This is a genomic window from Nostocoides sp., from assembly GCF_037045025.1.
Classification (GTDB): domain Bacteria; phylum Actinomycetota; class Actinomycetes; order Actinomycetales; family Dermatophilaceae; genus Nostocoides_A.
Genome location: NZ_JBAOHM010000019.1, coordinates 1 through 16,446 on the forward strand (window position 1 = coordinate 1; position 16,446 = coordinate 16,446).

The following is a 16,446-nucleotide window of genomic DNA, read 5'->3' on the forward strand; positions in this document are numbered from 1 at the left end:
ATCACCACCAGGTGCACTCCGAAACCGGTCAGAGCCCACTGACCCGCTGGAACGACGGCTGGCAGGCCGCCGGGCACGGCCCGACCATGCCAGCCGCGGACGCGTTGACCGAGGCGTTCTTATGGTCCCAGCTGCGCACCGTCACCAAGACCGCCACCATCAGCCTGCACGGCAACACCTACCAGGTCGAACCCGCCCTGGTCGGACGCAAGGTCGAACTCGTCTTCTCCCCGTTCAACCTCGAACAGATCGAGGTCCGCCACAGCGGACGCTCCTACGGCCAAGCCGTCCCACACGTGATCACCCGACACACCCACCCCAAGGCCCGACCCGAGACCCCCGAACCAGCCCCCGCCACGACCGGGATCAACTACCTGAACCTGCTCACCGACACCCACCACACCCACGTCGCCGACGACGAACGGATCGGCTTCCACGCCCTCTACGCCAACAGCCCCGAAGCCACCACCGAGCAGATCCCCGGGCAACTGTCCCTCGATGAAATGCTCACCGACACCACCTCGCGGCAGGACGCGGCCCGGTGAGTATCCAACGCCTGCAATCCTACTGGGGATTCACGGCCATGCCGTTCGGCCGGTCCCTGGCCCCCTCGATGCTGCACCGCCACGCCGGGCACGCCGAGGCCATGGCCCGCATCGACTGGTGCATCAGCCAACACGCCCTCGGGGTGATCACCGGCGAGGTCGGCGCCGGCAAGACCGTCGCCATCCGCGCCGCCACCGCCGCCCTGGACACCTCCCGACACGTGGTCATCTACCTGCCCAACCCCTCCGTCGGCGTCCGCGGCATGCTGCACCACATCACCTCCGCCCTCGGGCAAACCCCCACCTTCTACACCGCCACCCTGGTCCCCCAAGCCGCCGAGGCCCTCGCCGCCGAACACGCCGAACGCGGCCGCACCCCCGTCCTGGTCTTCGACGAAGCACACCTGCTCGACAACCCCCAACTCGAAGCCGTCCGCATGATGACCAACCACGGCATGGACTCCGGCGCCCCGTTCGCCGCGCTGCTAGTCGGACAACCCACCCTGCGCCAACGACTCCGCCTCGGCGTGCTCGCCGCCCTCGACCAACGCATCGCCGTCCGATACACCCTCACCGGGATGACCCCCGACGAAACCAGCGACTACATCACCCACCACGTCAAGATCGCCGGACGCACCGACACCCTCTTCAGCAACGACGCGATCACCCTGATCCACAACGCCTCCCGAGGATACCCACGCGCCATCAACAACCTCGCCGTCAACGCCCTGATGGCCGCATTCGCCAAAGACACCAACATCGTCGACGAGAAAGCCGCCCGCATCGCGATCTCCGAAACCGGCGCGGACTAACCAACCCCCGTCACCACGCCGAGCACCCCGTCACCACGCCGACCACGGCCCCGCCCGCCAACCGCGGACGGGGCCGTTCCACACCCAGACCATCGGCAAACCCGATGACGCCGCCATCCGCAGAATGAGCGACGGTCAACAACGGGTCGAAGAAGCAGGGCGTGGCCTATAGCTACGCCGGTCAGCGGGCGGGCCGTCCGCATCTGGGGACCTGGGCCGAGGCCGGGTTGACCCTGGCCGCGGAGTTGTTGGCCGGGAATGAGGATGTGAGGCCCCGGGCCGCTGGCCTGTTGCGCCGGGTCCTGGCCGGGATCCCCGAGTACATCCGGGCCCAGGCGGCGGCGCGGGATCGGTTGCGGGTGCGCGCGGATGCTGGCTACTTCACCGCCGACCTGGGGGACCGCGGCGGTGACGGCGGGGTGTGACTTCGCGATCGCCGCGAAACGGAACACCGCGATGTGGCGCGCCTACGCCGCCATCCCCGAGGACGCCTGGGGTGCGGCGAGCGGGATGCCCGGTGCGCAGGTCGCCGCGGTCGATTACGCCCCGCAGGGGTGGCCACCGCACACGTACACCATCGTGCGCCGGGTCCGCGTCGCGGCCGAGGACATCTCGGCCGACCCGCGCTCACGGCGTCGGCGCACCATCGACAAGCACCAGCTCACCCTGGCGTTGGAGGGCGCGGCCAGTCACGCCCACGCCGTCTCCTTCATCGTCACCAATATCCCCGCCAACGACCACCCGGGCGACCCCGCCGAGCCGGCCAACCCCACCGAGCCGGCCGAGCCGGCCGAGCCGGCCGAGCTAGGCGAGGCAGCCGCACCGGTTGCCTCGATCACGCAGGTCGAGTCCTGGTTCCGCCGCCGCACCGACATCGAGGACCGGATCCGGGAAGCCAAACTCGGGGCCGCGCTGCGGCACCTACCCTCGGGCAATCACGCCATCAACACCGTGTGGATGTGGGCTGCCCTGCTCGCCGGGAACATCTCCGTTCTGCTGCAAGCTCTGACCGGGATCGACCAGCGTCACCGCGCCCACGGCGCCCGGCTGCGCCACGAACTGCTCTGCGTCCCAGCCCGTCTGGTCCGCCACGGCCGCCAGCAGACGCTGCGGTTGCCGCCCGGGAAGCAACTCCTGCCCACCGTCTTGGCCCGGATCCGGGCCTTGCCCACCGCGGCCTAGCCTAGCCCGCGCGCCCCTGCCCCGACAACCCACGGACCCCGAAGACCCGCCTACCCGAGCGCCACCGGGCGATCCACCCTGCCACAGCATCGAAATACCAACTGCCACAACACAAAATCTAGCGTCCGCTCAGCGACCGCCCGCCTACTCGCAACCTACTCGCGGATCCGGGGTCAGAGCGTAAATTAATAAAACTGTACTTGTGTCCTGGCCGGCAATGAAGTATTATTACTGTTATGACCTTCAGCCTCCGCGATCCGCGCCAGCCGGGCTACTGCCGGCTGGCCGAGGAGGAGGCGTTGCATCTGGGGCTGATCACCCTCGATGACCTCATCCCCGCCCACATGCGCGAACGCGAGCACGCCGAGGACGAGGCCTTCCTCGCCGAGCGCGCCCGCGGATGGCGACCCATCGACGAGCGCTTCGCGCAGTACGCCGATGACGATGGCTTTGTCTCCTCTTTCGTCATCGAGCAGATCGAGCGCGAAGAACGCCGCGCCTGCCGCCAACGCGCCGCCCAGCAGCGCGCCGCCCAGCAACGCGCCGAACGCAAGCACCGCGCCAAGGCCCGCCGCGCCGCTCACCGCCGGGCGAAATCCCGACGGCTCGATGCCCGGCAGGTTCAACGCACTGACCCTGCTGTCGACACTCTGGCAGCCGGACCGACAACGACCCGGCAGCGGCAACGCTCCCGCTCCCGCGGCCGGATCAGGTCGAGCCGGTGGCACCTGGTGAGCCCGGAGCACCCGCATCACCGGGTTCAGCGGGTTCAGCGGGTTCAGCGGGTGGCGCGGATCAGGTGGCCTGTCTGCGGGCAATGATCGAGCTGCTCGCCGACGTCGACGGCCGCGACGGCGGCTGCACCGCCGCGACCCGGATCGACCTGATCGCCGTGTGTGAACAACTCAAAGGGTCCCTGAGCGCGGCCCAGGCGCGGGTCAGCGTGGCGTTCGCCGACGCTCAGGCTGACGCGGCCGAGGCCGCGGGGGAGTCGGTGCGGGCCGCGCAACGCGGGATCGCGCCGCAGCTCGCGTTCGCGCGGCAGTGCAGCCCGGCCACCGCCGACCAGCACTTGAGCCAGGCGCAAGCGTTGACCAGCGTGCTGCCGCATACCTTGCAGGCGCTGACTCGCGGGGCAATCACCCCGGCCCAAGCCAGCGCGGTCCACGCGGCAACCACCGGTTTGAGCCCCGAGCAGATCGAGGCGCTCGATGAGCGGCTCGCCGACCGGTTGCCGGTGCTGAGCTACCACCAGCTCAAAGCGGCCGCCGCGCAGATCGCGGCCGAGATCAACCCCGCCGCCGTCGTTGAGCGCCACTCCCGCGCGGTCCGCGAGCGTGGCGCGTGGACTCGGCCCGCCCCGGACGGGATGGCCTATCTGACCATCCTCGGGAAGCTGTCCGAGATCGTGGGCGCGTTCGCCGCGCTCAAGCAGCACGCCACCGCCGTGGTCGCTGGACACGTCCCGAACGACCCGCTCAACGACCGCAGCTACAGCGCGGTCCTGGCCGACACCGCCCTGGCCCGGATCAGCGGCCTGGCGCCCGGCGAGGCTCACCCGGTCGCGGTCACCTTGGTGATGACCCCGGAAAACCTCTTCGGCAAAACCGCCAACGACGTCACCACTCTCTTCACGCCTACCCCACCCGCGGCGCCCGAGACCGGCAAGCCAGCCACCGCCGAGCCCGAACCGTGCAAGCCCGAGGCAGACACCACACCCGAGTCAAACACCACGGCCGAGGCAGACACCACGTCCGCGACCGCGGCTGAGCCCACGCCCGCCGGCAGCGCCCCCGAAGAGGCCGCCACCAGGCGGCCCCGCGCGACGCCGGCGCACCGGCAAGAGGCCCCGCCCGCCGACCAGCCCGTGGCCGCCGAAGAGGCCACGCCGAAGGAGTCCCCCGACCCCGCCGCCGCCAGTCCCGTGAAGGAGGCCACAGCCCAGGATTGCCACATTGAGGGCGCCGCGACCCACGCAGAATCCACCCGCGTCGACCCCACCGCAACCGAGGACGGCATCGCAACCGAGGACAGCGTCGAAAGCCAGCCAACTGCTCCCGAACCCGGCCCCGGCTGGCATCGTCCCGGAGAGGGCACCCGCTGTCGCGGAGCAAACACTCCGGTGCGAGTCCTCGGCCACGGCACCATCCCCGCCGCCATCGTCCGCGACTGGCTGCTGGCCGGCTGCGACAACCCCGACTTCGACCCCGGCAACCGCGCCCACCCCGACCACGGTGACCACCCCGACCACCCCGACCCCGCCGGCCGACCGACAGAGCACGCGGGGCCCCACCCCGCGGCGGTCACCCTGCAACGGGCGTTCACCAGCCCCGACGGCCGCGACCTGATCGCCCTCGAATCACTGGCCCGGCTCTTCCCCCCACCGCTTCGTTCGCTGCTCATCCTGCGGGATGACCGCTGCCGGATGCCGTTCTGCGAGGCCGACATCCGCCACGCCGACCATATTCGGCCCGCCACCGAAGGCGGCCCCACCAGCTACGGCAACGGCCAGGGCCTATCTGCGCGCTGCAACTACACCAAAGACCTGCCCGGGTTCACCACCCGGGTGCTGACGCCCGCCGAGATCGCGGCATACGCCGCCGGCCCCGAGACCGACCGCAACACTCACATCGCCCGCGAGGCCGGCCCCGACACCCACGTCACCGCCGTCACCACCCCCACCGGCCACACCTATCTGTCCGCGGCTCCGCCCGCCCTCGGCTGGGGCCAGCGTCGCGGCCGACGCGACCCGACTGCCCGATGGGCGAGGTCAGATCAGACCCGGATCCGCGAGTAGGTTGCGGTTAGGTGGGCTGTTGCTCAGCTTCAGCTGGATTTTTGTTGTGGCAGTGGCTATTTGGGTGTTGGGGCAGGGTGGATCGCCCGGTGGCGCTCGGGTAGGCGGGTCTTCGGGGTCCGTGGGTTGTCGGGGCAGGGGCGCGCGGGCTAGGCCGCGGTGGGCAAGGCCCGGATCCGGGCCAAGACGGTGGGCAGGAGTTGCTTCCCGGGCGGCAACCGCAGCGTCTGCTGGCGGCCGTGGCGGACCAGACGGGCTGGGACGCAGAGCAGTTCGTGGCGCAGCCGGGCGCCGTGGGCGCGGTGACGCTGGTCGATCCCGGTCAGAGCTTGCAGCAGAACGGAGATGTTCCCGGCGAGCAGGGCAGCCCACATCCACACGGTGTTGATGGCGTGATTGCCCGAGGGTAGGTGCCGCAGCGCGGCCCCGAGTTTGGCTTCCCGGATCCGGTCCTCGATGTCGGTGCGGCGGCGGAACCAGGACTCGACCTGCGTGATCGAGGCAACCGGTGCGGCTGCCTCGCCTAGCTCGGCCGGCTCGGCCGGCTCGGCCGGCTCGGTGGGGTTGGCCGGCTCGGCGGGGTCGCCCGGGTGGTCGTTGGCGGGGATATTGGTGACGATGAAGGAGACGGCGTGGGCGTGACTGGCCGCGCCCTCCAACGCCAGGGTGAGCTGGTGCTTGTCGATGGTGCGCCGACGCCGTGAGCGCGGGTCGGCCGAGATGTCCTCGGCCGCGACGCGGACCCGGCGCACGATGGTGTACGTGTGCGGTGGCCACCCCTGCGGGGCGTAATCGACCGCGGCGACCTGCGCGCCGGGCATCCCGCTCGCCGGCGCCCACGCGTCCTCGGCGATCGCGGCGTAGGCGCGCCACATCGCGGTGTTCCGTTTCGCGGCGATCGCGAAGTCACACCCCGCCGTCACCGCCGCGGTCCCCCAGGTCGGCGGTGAAGTAGCCAGCATCCGCGCGCACCCGCAACCGATCCCGCGCCGCCGCCTGGGCCCGGATGTACTCGGGGATCCCGGCCAGGACCCGGCGCAACAGGCCAGCGGCCCGGGGTCGGACGTCCTCATTCCCGGCCAACAACTCCGCGGCCAGGGTCAACCCGGCCTCGGCCCAGGTCCCCAGATGCGGGCGGCCCGCCCGCTGACCGGCGTAGCTATAGGCCACGCCCTGCTTCTTCGACCCGTACACCTCCACATCGGTGGAATCCAAGTCCACCGTCACCGCCGCCGCCAACACCGCCTGGCGGGACGCCGGCAACAACCCGACCGCGGCACCGGTCAGGTCCGCGACCGCACCCTCCAGGCCGGCCAGCTGCGCCGGCCCGAACCGGCGGGCCAACCCCGCCGCCGTGCTCGAGGCCAACACCGGCACCGCCGACAACACGCCCGCGGCCACATCCTGGCGCTGCCGGTCCAACGCGGCCAGCGCGTCCCCGCCGAGCAGCTGGCACTGCGCCAGAGCGACCAGCACCTGCCCGGCCGTCGCGCCCCGCTCCCGCGTCTTGATCGGCCCAATCTCGCGGTCCAAGCGCCCGACCACATCCAGCTTCTCCACGAACTCACCGATGGCCGCCACCCCCGAGACCGCGGTCAGCGACGCATCCGGCGCGCCGATCCGCACCCGCTTCCGCACCCGGCCCCGACGACGTACTCTGTTCACCGACAAGGTGCTTCTCCCCACTGGTAGATCGATGGCTTCGTAACCCCGATTCTCCCAGCAGGACAAGCACCTTCGTCACATCACACGCCGCACACCCCGACCACTACCCGCGGATCCGGGTTCAGAACGCCATCCTCGACGGGGCCGCACCTACCGACCCGATCGACATGTCCCGCGTCCTCGATCGGACTATCGACCACGAACACGTCTATTGGACAAACCTCGCGACGCACCGAGGTCTGGACCGGGGGGTCGATGCCGTAGCAGACAGCGAATTGGTGCAAGTCGTGGCTGTTACCAACTTATTGGGCGCGGAGACTCAGCCCGCGTGGCAAGCTGCGGGCGCTCGTGTGAGCCCCCGGCTGATATGTAGGGCCCGTTTGTCAAGTGGCAGGGTGAAGCGGGGTCCTCTCTGGCCGGAGGGGACCCCGCTTCGTCGTTCATCGGAAAGTGGTGGCCGGGAGACAGCGTGTCAATCGACGCGCGGTCAGTCTGATATACGCGGGTTGGTTACCGCAGGGCCCTGGTTTCGGCTGGAGAGTCTCGGCTGGTCTAGGGTCGAGCGTCGCCCCGGCAAGGCTCGGGGTTACTCATAGCAGGTTCGCTGGTTCTCTCCTCGCGCTGCTGCCCGGACACCAGGGGTGTTCCGTGAACGAGGCGTGGTGTGCGGTTAGGTGTCCATGGTGGCCAAAGACCAGCACCAGCCGGCCAGTTCGCGGGCGATGGCGGTGTTGGCGACGGTGTGCCGTTTCTTGTGTGCGGTCATCCGCTGCCAGGACCGGTGCAGCCGCCGGTTGCCGGCGTCACCGCGTTCAGCGGCCACGGCCGGTGCCAGCGCCCACCGTTGCTGCATGGTTTTCCCGGGGGTGTAGGCCTTCTTGTGGTGCCAGGCGGCCTCGATCAGCAGCCGCCGGGCGTGGCTGTTGCCGGTCTTGGTGATCCCTCCTTGGACCCGGCTGGCGCCGGAGGACGACTCGGACGGCACCAGCCCGAGGTAGGAGCCGATCGAGGACCCGGTCAACCGGTGCCAGTCCCCGATCTCCACCGCTAACGCGAACCCCGTCAGTGTCGAGATCCCCCGCAGGCACCCCAACCGTCGGGTGATCGCGGTGTACTCGCTGTCCGCGGCCAACGCCAGGATCTGCTCATCGAGCCGGTCGCGGCGGGCCAGGAGCTGGGTGACCGCGGTGTAGCCATCATCGAACGCGGCCCGTGTCCCCACGCCGTCAGCCCCCAGCTCGTGCGTGCCGATCCGGCGCAGCCACCGGTCATGGCCACCGGTCCAGGCCTTGCCCTGCAGGTAGACATAGCCGTGCCGCAGCAACAACTTCGACAGCTGGTGGCGGGCGCTCATCAACGCCGCCCGGACATCCTCGCGGGCCCGGACCAGATCCCGGGCCGATTCCTGCGCCGGCGTCGGGATGGTCACCGCGACGATGTCGTCATTGCGGGCCAACCGCGCCAACAACATCGCATCCCGCCGGTCGGTCTTAACCCGCTCCCCGCTCGGACGCAACAACTTCGACGGAGCCGCCACCTGCGTGCGGTGACCAGCGGCTAGCAACCCCCGCGCCAGGCCATACCCGGTCGGGCCCGCCTCATAGGTCACCAGCACCGGACCATGCTGCCGCGTCAGATCCGTGACGAACCCGACCACATCCACGGTCCGCGGCCAGACCACCCGCTCGATCACCTCACCGGTCCTCGTGTCGATCGCGGCCGCCCGCACCGACCGGGCGTGGACATCCAACCCAAGACTTGTACGCTCGGTAAACACCGGAGCCTCCTATCCATCGGCCACCAGCCAGCCCTTCTGGCCAGGTGATCCCCGAGTTGTGGCATACGCGAGGCTCCGGGCACAACCCCCACAAGATCATCCACTCACCGGACCCGGGCCAAACCTGCCAACGCGCCAGAGGAGTCAACGTGGAACACGCGCAGCGCAGCGAGCATGAACGACGTTGACACCGACAAGCGATGGCAGACAATCACCCGCGCCGGCGAATGGAACCTTGCCGAGACCGAACACCCGGAACACTCGCCAACCCCCATAGGGTCTAGTACTACAGCCGCATTTATGGGAATGCGCCACGGCTGGCGTAATGACATCGGCGGGCTCGGGCTTGGTGCCGGCGACGCCAGGATGACCAGTGAAGAACTTCGGCCGGGTCTGGGTTGTGTTTCCAGATCAGTTGCGCCAGAAGGTGTTTGACCTCGGGGACGGTGAGCGGGATCAGGTCCGTGGGGTTGGCTCGATGGCCCCCTTTTTGGGGGTTGCCGTGGCCGCGGTGGTGATGGTCAGGAAGGCGTGGGCGAGCATGGCCAGGGTGATGTGCCGGTACCAGGATTCGTATCGGCGGACCTGGTACTGGTCCAGGCCGACCTGTCCCTTGGCGCTCTGGAAGGTCTCCTCGATGGCCCAGCGGGCCCCGGCGACACGGACAAGCTCGCGCAGCGGCGTGTCCTCGGGCCCGCAGCACAGGTAGTAAGCCAGGTCGGTGGGGTCGCTGATCGAACGGCGCACCAGCAGCCAGTAGCCATCGGCAGATTCCAGCGGACGGATCTGGGCGCGGGCCCAGTGATAGAGCCGGGGACCCTTGGCGCCGTTGCCTGCGGAGATTTTCTTGAACGCCTGCGCTGGAAGCGATCTCGCGAGTTCGTCCGCACGCAGCTTGGCGACCCGGTCGCCGGTGTCCGTCTCGACACGGGCGATGACGCGCTGGTTGACCGGCACCGCGAGCACGTACGGCATGCCACGACTCTCCAAGGTGGCGCGCAGCCCGCCGTGCTGGCCGTATACCTCGTCGCCGGTGACCCATCCGGCCGGCACCCCCGCATCCAATGCCCGACCGATCATCGCGATCGCTAGCTCCGGTTTGGTCGCGAAGGCCACCTCGTCGCCGATCCCGGCCTCTCGGCAGCGGTCCCGGTCCTCGGTCCACGCCTTTGGCAGATACAGCTCCCGGTCCAGGAACGTGCGGGCGACGGGCGTCGCGTATGCCAGGAACACCCCGATCTGACTGTTCTCGATCCGCCCCGCGGTGCCGGAGTACTGCCGGGCCACCCCGGCCGACTTCGTGCCCTTCTTGAGGAACCCCGTCTCGTCCACGACCAGCACCCCGGCCGGGTCGCCCAAGTGCTCGACCACGTACCCACGCACGTCGTCACGAACCAGGTCCACGTCCCAATCCGCCGCCGCGAGAAGGCGTTGCATCCCATCCGGGTTCGCCGCTCCGGCCCGCTCCGACAGCGTCCACCCGTTCTTGCGCTCCACCGGCGAGAGCAACCCGCGCACGTACTCCAGCGCCCGCTCCCGCGGCTCAGACCGCGCGAACCGCGACGCGATCCGGGCATGCACGGCCGCCAGCCCCTCCGCCCACAACTCCACTTCCGCCACACAAACCTCACTGATCACATAAGCACCATGGCCCCAGTCATCAGTCTGACATCCACGACACGCCGGTCAACCACAAATAAATGCGGCTGTAGTACTAGGCCGAAGTTACGGCTGGTTGACGTGGCGAACCCCCTGCTGGGCAGGGGGTTCGCTGGTTTGGGTGTTGGTGGTTCTGTCTACTTGCCGTTGATGGTTAGGGGGATGGGGGCGTTTAGGAGGGCGAAGGTGTGGCGTTGGGTGGGGGTGGGTTCGGCCAGGGTGGGCACGAGGGGTGTGGTGTGGTCGGTGCCGTAGCGCAGGTCGTTGCGGGTCAGGGTGGCGAGGTGTTTGAGCAGGGCCGGAAAGGACCGCACGGGCTGGTCGTGGTCGTCGGTGTGTCGGGAGGCTTTGCGGTCCGCGGCTGGGGAGCGGTGGGCGGGGGCGACCGGGTCGGCGGGTGTTGGCGGGTGTTCGTCGGTGTAGGTCAGGGGGGCTAGGGTGGCGCGTAGGTGCCAGGTCAGGTAGGCGGCGAGCATCACAATCAGGACGTGGGCGCGGACGCGGTCTTCGAGGCGGTGGTAGATCGGGCGCAGGTCGAGGTCGGTGGCTTTGATGCTGCGGAAGTCGCGTTCGACGTGGGCGAGGTTTTTGTAGGCCTGGACGATGCTGGCGGGGGTGAGGGTCTCGGCGGGCGTTGGGGTGCGTAGCACGTAGATGCCGTCGAGGGCGGCTTCGGCGGCGATCTGGCTGGTTTTGCGGGTGATCACCACGGTGGTGTCGGTGATGGTCAGGTCGAAGTGTTTGGCCATCCGGTATTTGTTGAGGAGTTTGCCGACCCGCAGGCCGATCGTGTCGGCGCCGGCTAGCCGGCCCTCGGCCACTGCTCGCTGGGTGGGGGCCAGGGCGGTTTCGGTGGCGGTGAGCAGGTCCTCGCGTTTGCGGGCGCGTTCGGTGGCCAGGAACGGGTTGCGGCAGGCGATCAGCCGTTCCCCGGGGTAGTCGGGGTGGCTGATTTCGGCCAGGTTGTGTTCATCGAACAGGGTTGGTTGAAGCGGGCCGCCCTCGGCGGCAAGGGTTTTGATCGCGGGGGCGCGGAGCGCGGTGATCCAGCCGAGGTCGGCTCGGGTGGCCGGGTCGGTGTTGGTGTGGCGGATCGCGGTGATCCGGGCGGTGGTGATCATGCCGCGGTCGCCGACCATGACCATCTCGGTGAGTTTGAAGGTGTCCCGCACCAGGGTGACGGCCTCGATGAACGCGGTGGGGTCGGCGGTGTTGCCGGGGAAGACCCGGATCGCGACCGGGCGACCGGCCGGGTCGGTCAGCAGCCCGTACTCGATCTGGGTGCGGTTCTTCTTCCCGTCGCGGGAGTAGCCGCGCCGGGCCAGTGGGCAGTGGCTGCCTTCCATCCACGAGGACGATAGGTCGAACAGCGCCATCCGGGCGGGGTTGGCGTCGGCGGCCAGGTGGCGCCGGGCCAGCTGCTTCTCGATCGCGTCCTGGCGCCCGAGTAGCCAGTCCATCGCCGCGTAGACCTCGTCGGTGGAGGCACCGGCCAGGTCGAGGTCGACGCCCAGGGTGGTGTCGGCCCACCAGGAGATGGTCGCCAGCTTCGAGCCGGGTGCCAGCACTCGGGCGATGATCAGCCCCATCGCCAGGTCCCGGGCCCGCCCGGGCGGCCCGAGTAGCCCGGGTAGGCCCAGGGCCCGGGCTTGGGCCCACACCGCGGCCACATGCCCGTGCGGCAGGGAGCGGGTGATGGTGGCGGCCTGGTCGGCCGGGATGAACGCCTGCCCGGCCAGGCAGGCCCGGATCACCTCGATCAGCTCGGCCGGCAGGTGGGAGAGGTTCGCGACCGTCTCGTTGCGCACCTTGCCGTTCTCCCGCCAGGAACGCCGCAACAGGTGGGTCTCGTAGTCCCGGGCCACCCCGTCCTTACCAACATAGTGACGACGGTGCGTGGTCACATGAACCGCTCCACCACGTTTCGCCATACCGCCAAAATATCACACCGTGCCGGATCGATCGATCCACTTTAGTGACGACACACCGAGGGGTTAGAAGCCGCATCACTGCAGGTCAAAACGGGGATCAGCCCTCAAACCACTCGCAACTTCGGTCTAGGGGAGCATGCTGGCCTGGTGACCTGGGCACGTCAGCTTTACCCCGGCGAGCCAGCAGCAATAGGCAGGCTGCAACCCGATCGCCTTGCCGAGCATCTCATCGTTCGAGAACTGACTCGTGACGCGTCTCTGACCAACTCCGCGTCGGCAAACCTCACATCACCACAAGTTCTCACGGCACTCGCCGTCCTGGGCCGCGCCGCCAAGGACCGCCCCGAAGTCGTGGACCATCTGCAGTCCGTGTTCAGCCAGGTAGGGTCCGAAATCGCCCTGCTCCCAGACGAGATCGGCCTCCTGGAGTCCCTTCTCTACGCCATCCCTCACCCGTCCACCTCCTTAGCGGGCCTGAGGCTGACGTTGGTCAAACGCCTACTGATGCAGCGGACGAAAGCATCAGAAGCGCAGGTCGCAACGTGGTTAGACGTTGCGGGCACGGCCTATTCCGAGGTCGGGCAGCCCGCGCAGGCGCTGCTCGCGACGCAGGAAGCCGTCACCCTCTACCGGGAGCTGGCCGAGCGCTACCCCGACCGGTACACCCCCGACCTCGCGGCATCGCTCCGGGTCCTAACGGGACTGCTCGAGGCCGACGACGCCTGGCCGCGTTGGCAAGTGGCGATTGAGGAACTCCGGTCATCGATGGCGCGGGCACACTTCGGCGCCGAACTGGCCAAGGCAAGCCACCAGGCGGTCCCGGACCGCGCAGCCGCGGCGCTGTCGACTGCCGCTGACCAGGCGACGATGCCTGACGACGCGGGGCCGCGAGACTTCACCGTTCGCACCCGACTACTCGTCCGCGAGGTCGCTGCTGCGTTTCCAGCCGCCGGCTTGCCCCCCTGGGTCACCGACCCGCTCCCCGACAAACACCTGAACGCGATCGGCGTCCTGGAGCAGGGTCTCATCGACCCAGCGCGGCTCGCCGACGCCCTGGTCGAGCACGCCGACGTCGTGGGCGAGGCGGGTCTGCTGCATACGATCGAGCTGGCCGAGACCGTCTTCGCCACCGACCTCGGAAGCGTTCGAGGCCTGGTCGAGGATGCCCAGGCCCGCGGTCTCGAGGTTGCCGCCGCCGAACTGCGCGACCTCGCCTCCCTACAAGACGTCGTCCGGGCGTGGATCGGGACGCCGACGTGGACTGAGTCGGTTGACTACTTGCGCGAGCACCCGCAGCTGAGAGACGACGCCGTGGGCAGCATGCTGGCGTCCGCTCCCGGCCCCGTGGCCCAACAGCACACGGCCATCCTCCACCTGGCGAACGGAATGGACCTCACCGATTCCGATACGGCAGCGTCTCTCGTCGAGTTCCTGGCCAATCCCGAGGTCGCCGCCGACGGGGCCATCGAGCGCCTCGAGGCCGGCGAGATCGACGCGATGACAACAACCGTGCTCGCCAACCCGCAGACCCTGGACACCCCTCGCGGACCGTTGCTGCTCGCCGTCTTGTTGGCCGCCCGAGGTGAGCCGGGAAATGCGCGGGAGGTGATCGCGGCATTCGGCCCAACCCTGAACCCGACTCAGCGGCGGGCCCGCGTCCTCAGCCTGCGCAAGCTGCTGGCCAGCAACCCCCCTTCCGAGGTGGCCACAGCGCTGCCCGACCTGATCGCCCTCCTCGACAACCCCTCGCCGAACCAGCCGGCCGGCGCCAGTGAGCCAGGTCCCGAGCCCGACCAGGCAGGCTGAGGCCGCGCCTGAGGCGGCCGAGCGGCATACGAGATGAGCGGGGTGCGTAACACCGGCGAAACAACCGGGTGAAATCCCAGTAATCCGCGCCGCCTATCGTGCGGTGCGACGCACGGGCCGGCGTGATGCGCCCATACACCCCTCAGTAGGAGGTTTTCCGCTTGTTCAGCACCGCTGACGACGTCCTGGCTTTCATCGACGCCAACGACGTCAAGTTCGTCGACATCCGCTTCTGCGACCTGCCCGGGGTCATGCAGCACTTCAACGTGCCCGCGGCCAGCGTCGACGCCGACTTCTTCACCGACGGCCAGATGTTCGACGGCTCCTCGATCCGCGGCTTCCAGGCGATCCACGAGTCCGACATGAAGCTCATCCCGGACCCGTCCACCGCCTTCCTCGACCCCTTCCGGGCCGAGAAGACCCTGGTCATGAACTTCTCGATCGTCGACCCGTTCACCGGCGAGCCCTATAGCCGCGACCCGCGCAATATCGCCGCCAAGGCCGAGGCCTACCTGAAGTCCACCGGCATCGCCGACACGGCGTTCTTCGGCGCGGAGGCGGAGTTCTACATCTTCGACGACGTCCGGTTCGAGACCAAGGCCAACGCCGGCTACTACTTCATCGAGTCGATCGAAGCCGCGTGGAACTCCGGGCGGATCGAGGAGGGCGGCAACCGCGGCTACAAGACCCGCTACAAGGGCGGCTACTTCCCGGTCCCGCCGGTCGACCACTTCGCCGACACCCGCGACAAGATCTGCTTAAACCTCGCCGACGCCGGGCTGACCGTCGAGCGCAGCCACCACGAGGTCGGCACCGCCGGCCAGCAGGAGATCAACTACAAGTTCAACACCCTGCTTCAGTCGGGCGATGACATGATGAAGTTCAAGTACGTCGTCAAGAACACCGTCTGGGAGCTCGGCAAGACCGTCACGTTCATGCCGAAGCCGATCTTCGGCGACAACGGCTCGGGCATGCACACCCACCAGTCGCTGTGGAAGGACGGCGAGCCGCTGTTCTACGACGAGCGCGGCTACGGCGGCCTGTCCGACCTGGCCCGCTGGTATATCGGCGGCCTGCTCAAGCACGCCCCGGCGCTGCTCGCCTTCACCAACCCGACCGTCAACTCCTACCACCGGCTCGTCCCGGGGTATGAGGCTCCGGTCAACCTCGTCTATTCCGCCCGGAACCGCTCGGCGTGCGTGCGGATCCCGATCACCGGGACCTCGCCCAAGGCCAAGCGGATCGAGTTCCGCGTGCCCGACCCGTCGTCCAACCCCTACCTGTGCTTTGCCGCGCAGCTGATGGCCGGCCTGGACGGCATCAAGAACCGGATCGAGCCGCCGGAGCCGGTGGACAAGGACCTGTATGAGCTGCCGCCGGAGGAGCACGACGCGATCGCTCAGGTCCCCGGCTCGCTGACCGCGGTCCTGGAGGCCCTGGAGGCCGACCACGAGTTCCTGCTTGAAGGCGATGTCTTCACCCAGGACCTGATCGACACCTGGGTCGACTGGAAGCGCAAGAACGAGGTCGACCCGATCCGCTTCCGCCCGCACCCGCACGAGTTCGAGATGTACTTCGACATCTAAGCGCGCAACTGGCCGCCGACCCGGCCGGGGAGCGACGCGGCATACGGCAGCATCGGGGCATGAGCACGCAGACCCGGCTGATCCGCGAACTCATCGAGGCCGGTGAGCGGGTGGTCCGCGCCGGACTAGTCCAGGCCTCCGGCGGGAACCTGTCTGCGCGCCTCCCGGGCACCGACCGCTTCGTCGTCACCAAACGCGGGACCTGGCTCGATGCGCTGGCCGAGGCCGACTTCGTCGCCGGGTCGGTCGCGGAGGGCATGGGCGCCGACGAGCGGCAGGCCTCGATCGAGTGGAAACTGCATCAAGCCACGTATGCCGCTCGCCCCGACATCGGCGCGATCGTCCACCTCCACCCGCAGCACGTCCTGCTCGTCACCGCCCTGGAGGAGCCGGTCCGCTTCGTGACCCTCGACCACCAGTTCTATGTCGGGCGAGCGGCACGGGTCCCGTTCTATCCCGCGGGCTCGACGCAACTGGCTCGTGCCGCCGCCGAGGCGGCGCGCGGGTGCGATGCGGTCATCCTCGACCACCACGGCTGCTCCACGCTCGGGGACACGGTCGCGATGGCGTTGCGCCGCGCGCTCAATCTCGAGGAGGCTGCCCAGATGAGCTATCGCCTGCTGTTGGCCGGCAACCGCGACGCCGGCTTCCCGGCGCAGTGGCGCGACCGGATCATCGAGTCCTGA

General features: G+C 69.0%; 15 protein-coding genes. 8 read left to right on the plus strand and 7 right to left on the minus strand.

The window, feature by feature from the left end; translation table 11 throughout:
- The 4 genes from V9G19_RS27165 to V9G19_RS27180 form a co-directional block, all read left to right on the plus strand.
- Positions 1-545: Mu transposase C-terminal domain-containing protein (locus tag V9G19_RS27165; RefSeq protein WP_462288503.1), on the plus strand; the 545-nt coding region annotated here is incomplete at its 5' end.
- A complete protein-coding gene (locus V9G19_RS27170; protein ID WP_462283669.1) occupies positions 542-1,357 on the plus strand; it encodes an ExeA family protein in 816 nt (271 codons plus the stop codon). The genes V9G19_RS27165 and V9G19_RS27170, both read left to right, overlap by 4 nt.
- A 161-nt stretch (positions 1,358-1,518) precedes the next feature.
- A complete protein-coding gene (locus V9G19_RS27175) occupies positions 1,519-1,782 on the plus strand; it encodes a hypothetical protein (protein WP_462288504.1) in 264 nt (87 codons plus the stop codon).
- Positions 1,727-2,539, plus strand: coding sequence for a transposase (locus V9G19_RS27180; protein ID WP_462288505.1), 813 nt, complete (start codon positions 1,727-1,729; stop codon positions 2,537-2,539). Before V9G19_RS27175 ends, V9G19_RS27180 begins: the two co-directional genes overlap by 56 nt.
- 185 nt (positions 2,540-2,724) lie before the next feature.
- On the opposite strand, the gene V9G19_RS27185 is transcribed toward V9G19_RS27180, so the two are convergent.
- Complete coding sequence (locus V9G19_RS27185) at positions 2,725-3,165, minus strand: hypothetical protein (protein ID WP_462288506.1); 441 nt, start codon at positions 3,163-3,165, stop codon at positions 2,725-2,727.
- Positions 3,166-3,356: 191 nt separating this feature from the next.
- On the opposite strand from V9G19_RS27185, the gene V9G19_RS27190 reads away from it, so the two are divergent.
- A complete protein-coding gene (locus V9G19_RS27190; RefSeq protein ID WP_462288507.1) occupies positions 3,357-5,336 on the plus strand; it encodes an HNH endonuclease in 1,980 nt (659 codons plus the stop codon).
- Between the two features lie 149 nt (positions 5,337-5,485).
- Here V9G19_RS27190 and V9G19_RS27195 read toward each other — a convergent pair whose 3' ends face one another.
- From V9G19_RS27195 to V9G19_RS27220, 6 genes are all read right to left on the minus strand, one after another.
- Entirely contained in the window at positions 5,486-6,298 is an 813-nt protein-coding gene (locus V9G19_RS27195) for a transposase (protein ID WP_462288508.1), read from the minus strand.
- Positions 6,243-7,001, minus strand: coding sequence for a transposase (locus tag V9G19_RS27200; RefSeq protein WP_462288509.1), 759 nt, complete (start codon positions 6,999-7,001; stop codon positions 6,243-6,245). The genes V9G19_RS27195 and V9G19_RS27200 overlap by 56 nt, the downstream gene beginning before the upstream one ends.
- 670 nt (positions 7,002-7,671) lie before the next feature.
- On the minus strand, positions 7,672-8,778 hold the full coding sequence (locus V9G19_RS27205; RefSeq protein WP_462284535.1) for an IS110 family RNA-guided transposase: 1,107 nt from the start codon (positions 8,776-8,778) through the stop codon (positions 7,672-7,674).
- Between the two features lie 456 nt (positions 8,779-9,234).
- Entirely contained in the window at positions 9,235-10,398 is a 1,164-nt protein-coding gene (locus V9G19_RS27210; protein WP_462283989.1) for an IS701 family transposase, read from the minus strand.
- Positions 10,399-10,574: 176 nt separating this feature from the next.
- Positions 10,575-12,368, minus strand: coding sequence for an IS1634 family transposase (locus tag V9G19_RS27215; RefSeq protein WP_462284342.1), 1,794 nt, complete (start codon positions 12,366-12,368; stop codon positions 10,575-10,577).
- 288 nt (positions 12,369-12,656) lie between these two features.
- Complete coding sequence (locus tag V9G19_RS27220) at positions 12,657-12,821, minus strand: hypothetical protein (RefSeq protein WP_462288510.1); 165 nt, start codon at positions 12,819-12,821, stop codon at positions 12,657-12,659.
- Positions 12,822-12,872: 51 nt separating this feature from the next.
- On the opposite strand from V9G19_RS27220, the gene V9G19_RS27225 reads away from it, so the two are divergent.
- From V9G19_RS27225 to V9G19_RS27235, 3 genes are all read left to right on the plus strand, one after another.
- Complete coding sequence (locus V9G19_RS27225) at positions 12,873-14,174, plus strand: hypothetical protein (protein WP_462288511.1); 1,302 nt, start codon at positions 12,873-12,875, stop codon at positions 14,172-14,174.
- A 161-nt stretch (positions 14,175-14,335) separates the two neighbouring features.
- Positions 14,336-15,760: a type I glutamate--ammonia ligase gene (gene glnA / locus V9G19_RS27230; RefSeq protein WP_462288512.1), complete on the plus strand. Its 1,425-nt coding sequence runs from the start codon at positions 14,336-14,338 to the stop codon at positions 15,758-15,760.
- A gap of 59 nt (positions 15,761-15,819) precedes the next feature.
- A complete protein-coding gene (locus tag V9G19_RS27235) occupies positions 15,820-16,446 on the plus strand; it encodes a class II aldolase/adducin family protein (protein ID WP_462288513.1) in 627 nt (208 codons plus the stop codon).

Excerpts from the sequence above, each read along its gene's own strand:
- V9G19_RS27180 (WP_462288505.1), top strand. The coding sequence starts at position 1,727 with ATGCTGGCTACTTCACCGCCGACCTGGGGGACCGCGGCGGTGACGGCG.
- V9G19_RS27190 (WP_462288507.1), top strand. The coding sequence starts at position 3,357 with ATGATCGAGCTGCTCGCCGACGTCGACGGCCGCGACGGCGGCTGCACC.
- V9G19_RS27195 (WP_462288508.1), bottom strand. The coding sequence starts at position 6,298 with ATGCTGGCTACTTCACCGCCGACCTGGGGGACCGCGGCGGTGACGGCG.
- V9G19_RS27215 (WP_462284342.1), bottom strand. The coding sequence starts at position 12,368 with ATGGCGAAACGTGGTGGAGCGGTTCATGTGACCACGCACCGTCGTCAC.
- V9G19_RS27225 (WP_462288511.1), top strand. The coding sequence starts at position 12,873 with ATGCAGCGGACGAAAGCATCAGAAGCGCAGGTCGCAACGTGGTTAGAC.
- V9G19_RS27235 (WP_462288513.1), top strand. The coding sequence starts at position 15,820 with ATGAGCACGCAGACCCGGCTGATCCGCGAACTCATCGAGGCCGGTGAG.